This window comes from Pseudomonadota bacterium, from assembly GCA_026388275.1.
Taxonomy (GTDB): Bacteria; Desulfobacterota; Syntrophorhabdia; order Syntrophorhabdales; family Syntrophorhabdaceae; genus JAPLKB01.
The window spans coordinates 79,544-88,235 of record JAPLKB010000065.1 but is presented as its reverse complement, the minus strand read 5'-3'; the positions used below and the strand labels follow the sequence as shown (position 1 = coordinate 88,235).

The 8,692-nt window shown below is 37.4% G+C and carries 10 protein-coding genes; 8 read left to right on the top strand and 2 right to left on the bottom strand.

What is annotated here, in order from left to right; genetic code table 11:
• Positions 1–210: 210 nt before the first annotated feature.
• Positions 211–597 carry a hypothetical protein gene (locus NT010_16900; GenBank protein MCX5807721.1) on the bottom strand — a complete coding sequence of 129 codons (387 nt, stop codon included), beginning with the start codon at positions 595–597 and terminating at the stop codon, positions 211–213.
• 154 nt (positions 598–751) lie between these two features.
• Complete coding sequence (locus tag NT010_16895; protein MCX5807720.1) at positions 752–940, bottom strand: DUF5668 domain-containing protein; 189 nt, start codon at positions 938–940, stop codon at positions 752–754.
• A 210-nt stretch (positions 941–1,150) separates the two neighbouring features.
• On the opposite strand from NT010_16895, the gene NT010_16890 reads away from it, so the two are divergent.
• The 8 genes from NT010_16890 (at position 1,151) to fabZ (ending at position 8,682) form a co-directional block, all read left to right on the top strand.
• Positions 1,151–1,846 carry an MTAP family purine nucleoside phosphorylase gene (locus NT010_16890; protein MCX5807719.1) on the top strand — a complete coding sequence of 232 codons (696 nt, stop codon included), beginning with the start codon at positions 1,151–1,153 and terminating at the stop codon, positions 1,844–1,846.
• Positions 1,843–3,093, top strand: a complete 1,251-nt coding sequence (locus tag NT010_16885; GenBank protein ID MCX5807718.1) for an amidohydrolase — start codon at positions 1,843–1,845, stop codon at positions 3,091–3,093. The genes NT010_16890 and NT010_16885 overlap by 4 nt, the downstream gene beginning before the upstream one ends.
• A 215-nt stretch (positions 3,094–3,308) precedes the next feature.
• Positions 3,309–3,602, top strand: a complete 294-nt coding sequence (locus NT010_16880; protein MCX5807717.1) for a hypothetical protein — start codon at positions 3,309–3,311, stop codon at positions 3,600–3,602.
• Positions 3,603–3,682: 80 nt separating this feature from the next.
• Positions 3,683–4,336 (top strand): endonuclease III, encoded by a 654-nt coding sequence (locus NT010_16875; GenBank protein MCX5807716.1) that lies wholly within the window; start codon positions 3,683–3,685, stop codon positions 4,334–4,336.
• Between the two features lie 89 nt (positions 4,337–4,425).
• Positions 4,426–6,690, top strand: coding sequence for an outer membrane protein assembly factor BamA (gene bamA / locus NT010_16870; protein MCX5807715.1), 2,265 nt, complete (start codon positions 4,426–4,428; stop codon positions 6,688–6,690).
• A gap of 12 nt (positions 6,691–6,702) precedes the next feature.
• A complete protein-coding gene (locus tag NT010_16865) occupies positions 6,703–7,233 on the top strand; it encodes an OmpH family outer membrane protein (protein MCX5807714.1) in 531 nt (176 codons plus the stop codon).
• On the top strand, positions 7,230–8,261 hold the full coding sequence (gene lpxD, locus NT010_16860) for a UDP-3-O-(3-hydroxymyristoyl)glucosamine N-acyltransferase (protein MCX5807713.1): 1,032 nt from the start codon (positions 7,230–7,232) through the stop codon (positions 8,259–8,261). The genes NT010_16865 and lpxD overlap by 4 nt, the downstream gene beginning before the upstream one ends.
• Entirely contained in the window at positions 8,254–8,682 is a 429-nt protein-coding gene (gene fabZ / locus NT010_16855) for a 3-hydroxyacyl-ACP dehydratase FabZ (GenBank protein ID MCX5807712.1), read from the top strand. The genes lpxD and fabZ overlap by 8 nt, the downstream gene beginning before the upstream one ends.
• Positions 8,683–8,692: the final 10 nt, after the last annotated feature.

Genomic DNA, 8,692 nt, shown 5'->3' with positions numbered 1-8,692 from the left:
TTAGTCTCAGGCTTCTATATGCAGAGCGAAGTCTCTTATGCGTATAATGCCATTTCCCTGTTATGGGATCTGTCGTTCTTTCTTTCAGAAAGGATGACCACTGCATATACCAGGTATCCAGAGAGGCAATAAAGTTTTTCTCGCTGATCACACAGAGGTCTTTTGTAAGCATCTTCAACTCCCTGCTTGCCTGAAGCTTTGGGTTGCTTGTCAGATAGCGTGTGATGATCTGCTTTTGATGGAAGTTCCCTGCCGGTATATCTCGGCCGATTCACTGCGTACCTCCTGTATATAGAGATTCTTTTTCAGATGTGGCACTCTTATTACACACAGACCGGAACTTCTGCCGAAGAAGGTTACATCTGCAATGACAACAACGGGTTGCGGGGTATTGTAACGATTCTTTACTGGAACATTGTGTATGTGTTCCCGTATCCAGTCTTTACTTTTCTTGTGCTTTGCTGAGAGCTGAGCGATTGTTTGCCGCCGATAAACATACTCCTGCCAGAGAATGTTTTCTATCCGGTTTTTGTTGGCATTATTTTGAAACTGTCTGTTACATACCATACAGCGGTATCGTCTTCTGTTGTGTTGCATACCTTTCTTTTGGGTGTGCTTAGATCCGCAATAAGGACAGTTTTTTTACCCATTTTCTCAGCCCCTTGAGTTTTTGATGGTGTAGATCGTTGATAGTATAGCATTTAGAGGCTGTTTTCGGCCCTTAAAAATCGTATTAAGCCCGATTTTATTATTATTCAAGATGGTTCTGTTGTTTCTCTCGGGATGAACGCCGTATCAACAACAGAATACCGACAAGAACAAGAATCAATGGCCACCATTGTGCCATAAATGGGTGTGGCAGCAAGCCGAAATTAGACAGAAGAAAAATGGTGCCCAAAGCTATAAGGATGTATGCCCCGATCCCTGATTTAGATTTCATAATGCCTCCTTTATACAATAATTTTCATATCCATGCTCATATCATCTGCTATCAATATTCCTATTTTAAATGAAATATTTTCTTTAGAGAACGGTCTGTTGACGAAAAGTCATATAAAGCGATAAAAGGGTGATGATAGGAGTGAAGGGTAAAAAAGGAGCGCCTTAAAATTCCTTGACTCATAAGCTGCTAAATAGTAAATACTGATTCATGAACGGAATAATCGGGGGTACATCGCTATTAAATTCATCTATCTTTGCACCATGGGATGAACACAGAATAGAAACTCCTTACGGCGATATTAATGCAAAAATTAAAGATAATACGTTATTCATCCAGAGACATGGCAGCCCGCCTGTTCCTCCGCATCGAATTAATCACAAAGCAAATATCTGGGCATTTAAAAAAATGAATGTTAAGCAGGTTTTGTCTGTAAACTCTGTTGGGAGCCTGAAACTAAAATTTAAACCTGGCACATTTGTCATACCCGATGATTTTATATCCTTTTGGAATATATCAACATTTTTTGACAATGAAATGAAATTCATTGTGCCTCAGATGCATGAAGGCATGAAAGAGTACATTACTGCATTGTGCAAAGAACTCAGGATGCATGTCCATTCCGGCGGCGTTTACATCCAGACTCAAGGACCGAGGCTTGAAACAAAGGCCGAAATCAGGCTGCTTAAACGATTCGGCGACATTGTGGGCATGACAATGGCATCAGAGGCAGCACTATGTATGGAATATGAAATCCCTTATTCAAGCCTTTGTTCTGTTGATAATTACTGTAATGGTATTGCCAGAATACCGCTCACAATGGATGAAATAAATACAAACTGGCAGAAAAATATGCAGTCAATAGAGTTCCTGATTAAAACAATTATTGAAAAGGATTTTGCATGAAAATACTCATAAAAGATGTGATGCTGGATGGTAACATAAGAGATATCTTCATAAATAACGGCACAATTGAAGAAATATCGGAAAAATGTATCCGCAATGCTGACAGAATCATCAACGGCAGAGATAAGGCTGCCCTGCCTTCTTTTATAAACGGACACACACATGCAGCAATGACTCTTATGAGGGGTTATGCCGATGATATGCCCCTTAAGGAATGGCTTGAAGAAAAGATATGGCCTCTTGAGGCCAAACTGACTGAAGATGATGTTTATTGGGGTTCAAAACTTGCCTGTCTTGAAATGATAAAAAACGGCATTACTGTTTTTAATGATATGTACTGGCACTGGGAGGCAACTGCAAAAGCGGTATGTGATATGGGCATAAGGGGTTTTATCAGCGCAGTTTTTATAGATATGTTCGATACAGGAAAGGGACAGGAACAAATTGAGCAAAATATAAAACTCTTCGAATTATCCGAGAAATATAAACCTTATGTGACATTTACCCTCGGACCTCATGCTATTTATACAGTTTCAAAAGAGAGCCTTGAATGGATAAGAGACTTCTCTGAGAAGGAAAATATTCTCATCCATATGCACCTTTCGGAAACAAAAGAAGAAACAGATTTTTCAAAAGAGCGGTACGGACTTTCTCCTACTGAATTCCTCGATGAAATAGGAATTTTATCCGACAGGTTTATCGGGTGTCATGGCTGTCTGCTAAATGAAAAGGACTGCTCGCTTTTGAGAAAAAACAAATCTAAACTGGTCCATGTACCTGTATCCAACCTGAAACTGGCAGTAGGAAGGGTTTTTCCTCATTTTTTCATGGAAGGAATACCTTTCTGTTTCGGAACAGACGGATGCGCATCCAACAACCACCTTGATATCATTGAAACGATGAAGTTCGCATCACTTATGGCAAAGTTTTTTACCAGGATTACTACATTCATGCCCGCTAAAGTAACCTTTGATATGGCAACCAAGGTGGCTGCCGATATGTTTTTTCTTGGAGAATGGGAGATAAAGGTCGGAAACAGTCCTGACATAATCCTCATAGACCTGACACGACCGGAATTTACTCCTAATTTTAATCTTTACTCCGATATAGTTTATGCATCAAACGGTTATGCTGTTGATACGGTGATATGTATGGGTAATGTTTTAATGGAGGGCAGATTGATACCGGGAGAGGAAGAGATTCTTAAAAACACAAAAAAGGTTGCCCTGAATCTGGCAAACAGATAATCACAAAACCGGCTAAATTATACAATCTGAAAGGCATTAAGTTATGCAATCTGAAAGGCAGATTGGCATGAGATTCATATGCGATGCAATGCTGGGTAAGCTTGCTAAATATTTGAGAATCCTCGGCTTTGATACAATTCATGTCACATTTGCGGCAGAATTTGATAAATACAAAAATGAAAATAATCCCCCGATTTTTTTCATAAAAAAGCAAAATGCAAAAACCATCATTCGGCAACTGTGTTTATATAGAATCAAACAACGTAATTGATCAGCTTGCAGAGATAAAAAATATTATTGAACCTCATATCGATAAAAATACCATGATGAAAAGATGCATAAAATGCAATACACTGCTGAGTAACGCAAAAAAAGACGATATAGAAGGGCTTGTACCTGAATTTATATTTCATAAATATGATACTTTTAAGATCTGTCCTCTTTGCATGAAGGTCTTTTGGAATGGCTCTCACGCCGAGCATATGAGGAAATGGATAAAAACAATATAGACACTTATCGGCTTTTACAGTTGCGCCAAAATACATATGTTTGGTTTGAACAAGACACTTATAAATAAAGGAGACCGTTAATGACTTTTCCATTCAAAGAAATGATGGATATACTTAGAGAAATATTTAAGGACAATGTGCCTGTTGTTACAAAAATTTCAAAAAAAGAAAATAGAAACCCCTATTTGGTACTTGTCGGCACGCTCCTGAGTCTCAGGACAAAGGATGAACTGACAGAAAAGGTCATGAACAAACTAATTAAAGAAATAAGAACGCCTGAAGAGATGGTATCGTTTCCCATCGAAAAACTCCAGGAATTGATTTATCCAGTCGGTTTTTATAAAAATAAATCTGCTGTTCTCAAAAACATATCAAGGACAATTATTGATGCCTATGATGGCGTAGTGCCTGACTCTATTGATGAATTACTGAAATTAAAAGGCATAGGCAGAAAAACCGCAAACCTGGTCATAACGGAAGGCTATAACAAACCCGGTATATGCGTTGATACACACGTTCACAGGATATCAAACAGGATCGGCATTGTTATGACAAAAAATCCCCATCAAACAGAAGAAGTATTGAGAAAAGTTCTCCCAAAAAAATATTGGATTATTTACAATACTCTTCTTGTGACTTTTGGAAAAAATATTTGTAAACCCATATCCCCGCATTGCAGCATATGCCCTATATCCCACCTGTGTAATAAGTCTGGAGTCCTTAAATTCAGATAGAAAAAGCATTCATTTTGCATTTTTAGTCAAGAGGACGGAATTTTTTACCTTTACACAACGCCTTATATTTGTTAATTTTCCATATCCATATGATTAGAATCCTGAAACTATCATTAATAATATTGTTAACAATATTGTTTTCTTTTTCTGTCAATGCACAGGAAACAGAGAAAATAATAAAAATTAATATAACTGGAAATGAAAAAATTGATACTGGCTTTATAATGAACAATATAAAAACCAAGGAAAATGAGCCCTATAACCTTGATAAGATAAGAGAAGATATGAAATCCATTTATAAAACAGGATTTTTTAACGATGTTCAGATAGATGTCCAGGATGCTGAAGAAGGCAAAATAGTAACTTTTGTTGTTATCGAAAGATTACCTATAAAAGCCATTTTTCTTTCCGGCAATAAAAAGATAAAAACTGAGGACTTAAAAGATAAATTAAAAGTAAAAACCGGTTCAGTCCTGAATTTTGAAAAAATAAAAGAAAGTATGGATGAAATAAAAAAACACTATGCAAGCAAGGGCTATTATGCAGCGAGGGTGAGCTATGAAATAGATAGCGAAAGTGATTATGAGGTAACGATAAAGTTAATTATAGAAGAACCGGAAAAGGCATTTGTAAAGAAGATAGCCTTTACAGGCAATAAAATATTTAAGGGAAGCACGCTAAAAGACTACATGAGAACAAAAGAAAAGGGCATACTCTCATGGTTTACCGGTTCAGGCATACTTGATGAAGATTTGCTTGAAGAAGATAGAAAAAATATTGAAGCATTTTATAGCGACAACGGTTATGTAAGAACAAAAGTAGGCACACCTGCAATCAAACTATCTGATAATAAAAAGACTATAGAAATAACATTGCCGGTTGAAGAAGGCAATATGTACAGAATAGGCTCTATAGATTTTGCCGGAGACGTCATGTTAGGCAAAGATGAATTATTGAAAAGGTTGAAAACTAAACCCGGAGATGTTTTCAGGGCATCGTTATTTCACAAAGACATTTTGATGTTAACAGATATATACCAGGACAAAGGCTATGCTTTTTGTGACATTTCTCCAATGACAACAATAGATGATGATACACAAAAAGTGAACACCGTTTTCAACATAACAAAAGGAAATGAGATATTTTTCAATAGGATCAGCATACTGGGCAACACAAAGTCAAGGGATAAAGTAATTCGGAGGGAATTAAGATTTGCGGAAGGCGACAGATTCTCCGTGACAAACATTAATAGGAGCAAAAAACGTCTAAAGAATACTACATTTTTTAAAGACACAGACTTCAAAATCTTAAAAACAGATGAACCTGACAAGGTTAACCTTGATATTGCCGTTGAGGAAAGACCAACAGGCACTCTAAGTTTTGGTGTTGGTTATAGCACCTATGACAGAGTGATTTTATCTGGCAACATTGCACAGGAGAATTTTTTAGGAACAGGGAGAAGGGTAGGCCTGAGCGCTTCTCTCGGAGCTTTTACGCAGGAATTTCAGCTTTCATATCTTGAGCCATATATTTTTGATTTGAACTTAAACGCCGGTTTAGGCTTGTTTAATTACAAAAGAATAATGGACACTTACGATTATAAAAAACAGGGCGGTAGTGTATCTCTTATACGGCCCTTTACGGATGATATAAAAGGGAGCATCAAATACAGGGTGGAAAACACAGATGTTACAAACATCGATGCATCTGCAACCACCTATATAATGCAACAGGCAGGAACGGCACTAACAAGCAGCATGACCTTTGCTCTAACAAAAAACACGATTGATGATATACTGAACCCACATGTAGGGGTACATTCAGAGGCTTCTTTAGAAATTGCCGGCGGTCCTTTTGGCGGTGATAATTTCTTTTACAGAGCAATTGTTTTTTACGGACAATACATACCGGCAGGCTTTTGGGACAGCGAATTTTTTATAAAAGGCACTGTAGGCACTATCAGGTCATACGGAGGGAAGAGAGTGCCTGTTTACGAGAATTTTTTTGTTGGCGGAATAGATACAATTAGGGGTTTTAAGTATGGCGAAGCAGGGCCTAAAGACACTGACGATGAATCTATAGGCAGTCGAAACCAGATTTATTTTAATACAGAGTGGATATTTCCTATTTACAAACCTGTTGGTTTAAAAGGGGTAATATTTTACGACGCAGGTGCAGGGTTTGACGATTCAAAAGGTTTTATGCTAAAAGATTACATGAAAGCTTCGGCGGGATTTGGAATAAGATGGTTTTCGCCAATGGGTCCAATACGGCTTGAGATTGGATTCAATCTTTTCCCAAAATCCGGTGAAAAAGGAAGTGTGTTCGATTTTACAATGGGAACACAATACTAATTAGGAGGGAACATGAGGAAAGTTTCATTAGCTTTTGTAGCAGTTGTATTGCTTCTTCTCCCATCTGCCTTAATAGCACAAACACAGAATATCGTATTTGTAAACCTTCAGAAAGTAATGCTTGAATCAGAAAAAGGGAAGGAAGCAAAAAATGCCATGACCGGAGAATTTGAAAAAGTAAAAAAAGACCTCGAAAATAAGCAGAGTGAACTGCAAAAGATGAAAGACGCTATAGAAAAACAGAGCGCAACTATAACTCCTGAAGCAAGAGCAGAAAAAGAAAAACAGTATCAGGCTAAAACGAAGGACTACCAGAGAATATATAATGATTATCAGACTGAACTTCAGCAGAAAGATTCAGAATTCACACAAAAAATATTGAAAGAACTTGAAGATGTCGTCAAAACAATCGGCGAAAGGGATAAACACACAATAATAATTGAAAAAAGTCAGGCACTTTTTCTTTCTCCGTCCATCGACATAACAAATAAAGTGATCAACCTGTATAACGAAACGGCGAAAAAGAAAACAAATAAAAAATGATCAGACTTGATGAAATTGCCGAAAAAATACAGGGGAATTTAGCGGGCAACGGATTTGTTGCCATATCCGGCATATCAGGTATACAGGAAGCAAAAGAAGGTGATATTACATTTCTTACAGACAACAGTTTTAAAAAGTATCTGAAAGATTGTAAGGCATCGGCAATCATTATCGGTAAGAATATAAATCCTGATGAATTTAAAAATAAAAACTTTATTATTACAAAAAACCCTGCACTGGAATACGCAAAAGTTATTGAAATGTTTCATCCTCGGAAGATTATTGAAAAAGGGATAAGCCCGTTAGCATTCGTTGCAAAAACATCACAAATTTCCGATGAGGCCACTATATATCCTTATGCATATATAGGCGAAAGGACTATTGTAGAAAAAAAAGCAGTTGTTTACCCTTTTGTTCATATAGGCGATGATGTGACAATAGGTGAAGAAACAATTCTATATCCCCATGTAGTCATTTATGACAGGATAACTATAGGCAGAAGAGTTATAATTCATGGTGGAGCAGTTTTAGGGAGCGATGGATTCGGTTATGTTTGGGATGGTGAGAAACATGTGAAGATTCCTCAAATAGGTACTGTTGAAATTGAGGATGATGTTGAAATTGGCGCAAATGTTGCCATAGACAGGGCTTCTCTCGGGAAAACCCTGTTAAAAAAAGGTACAAAAATAGATAATCTTGTGCAGATTGCTCATAACGTATCCATAGGAGAAAATTCAATTATTGTCTCTCAAGTAGGCATTGCTGGAAGTTCAACTATAGGAAAAAATGTGATTCTTGCAGGACAGGTTGGCGTTAGAGATCATGCGGTTGTTGGAGACAATGTCAGAGCAGCAGGCGGAACAGGTATAACAAAAAGCGTACCGGAAAACTCGCTTATCTCAGGGAATCCTCACATGCCGCATAAAGAATGGCTAAGGCTTCAAGGTCATATAAAAAATCTCCCAAAATTATACGATAGAATAAAAAAAATGGAAAAGAAGCTCCAGATGGAGGCCGATAATGATTGACATTTACGAAATCATGCAGCTGTTACCCCATAGCTATCCATTCTTACTGCTCGACCGGGTATTGGAATATGAACCTTCCAAAAGAATTGTCGGTATAAAAAATGTTACCTTTAATGAACCTTTTTTTACAGGTCATTTTCCACAAAAACCAATTATGCCGGGCGTTCTTATTATTGAAGCAATGGCACAGGCAGGTGGTGTACTTGCATTCAAATCTTTTCCCGATAAAAAAGGTTCCGTATTGTTTACAAGCATTGATAACGCACGTTTCAGGAAGCCGGTTATACCGGGCGATCAGCTGAAGCTTGTTGTAGAGGTAATAAAACATAGAAAAGAAATATGGTTGTTTGAAGGAAAAGCCTTTGTAGACAACGATTTGGTGGCAGAAGCAAAAATTATGGCAATGTTAAAACAGGAATGAGGAGAATACA

Bases quoted from the DNA above. Each gene is read 5' to 3' on its own strand.
- NT010_16895 (MCX5807720.1), bottom strand. From the start codon at position 940: ATGAAATCTAAATCAGGGATCGGGGCATACATCCTTATAGCTTTGGGC.
- fabZ (MCX5807712.1), top strand. From the start codon at position 8,254: ATGATTGACATTTACGAAATCATGCAGCTGTTACCCCATAGCTATCCA.
- NT010_16900 (MCX5807721.1), bottom strand. From the start codon at position 597: ATGCAACACAACAGAAGACGATACCGCTGTATGGTATGTAACAGACAG.
- NT010_16880 (MCX5807717.1), top strand. From the start codon at position 3,309: ATGCAAAAACCATCATTCGGCAACTGTGTTTATATAGAATCAAACAAC.
- NT010_16865 (MCX5807714.1), top strand. From the start codon at position 6,703: ATGAGGAAAGTTTCATTAGCTTTTGTAGCAGTTGTATTGCTTCTTCTC.
- lpxD (MCX5807713.1), top strand. From the start codon at position 7,230: ATGATCAGACTTGATGAAATTGCCGAAAAAATACAGGGGAATTTAGCG.
- bamA (MCX5807715.1), top strand. From the start codon at position 4,426: ATGATTAGAATCCTGAAACTATCATTAATAATATTGTTAACAATATTG.
- NT010_16890 (MCX5807719.1), top strand. From the start codon at position 1,151: ATGAACGGAATAATCGGGGGTACATCGCTATTAAATTCATCTATCTTT.
- NT010_16885 (MCX5807718.1), top strand. From the start codon at position 1,843: ATGAAAATACTCATAAAAGATGTGATGCTGGATGGTAACATAAGAGAT.
- NT010_16875 (MCX5807716.1), top strand. From the start codon at position 3,683: ATGACTTTTCCATTCAAAGAAATGATGGATATACTTAGAGAAATATTT.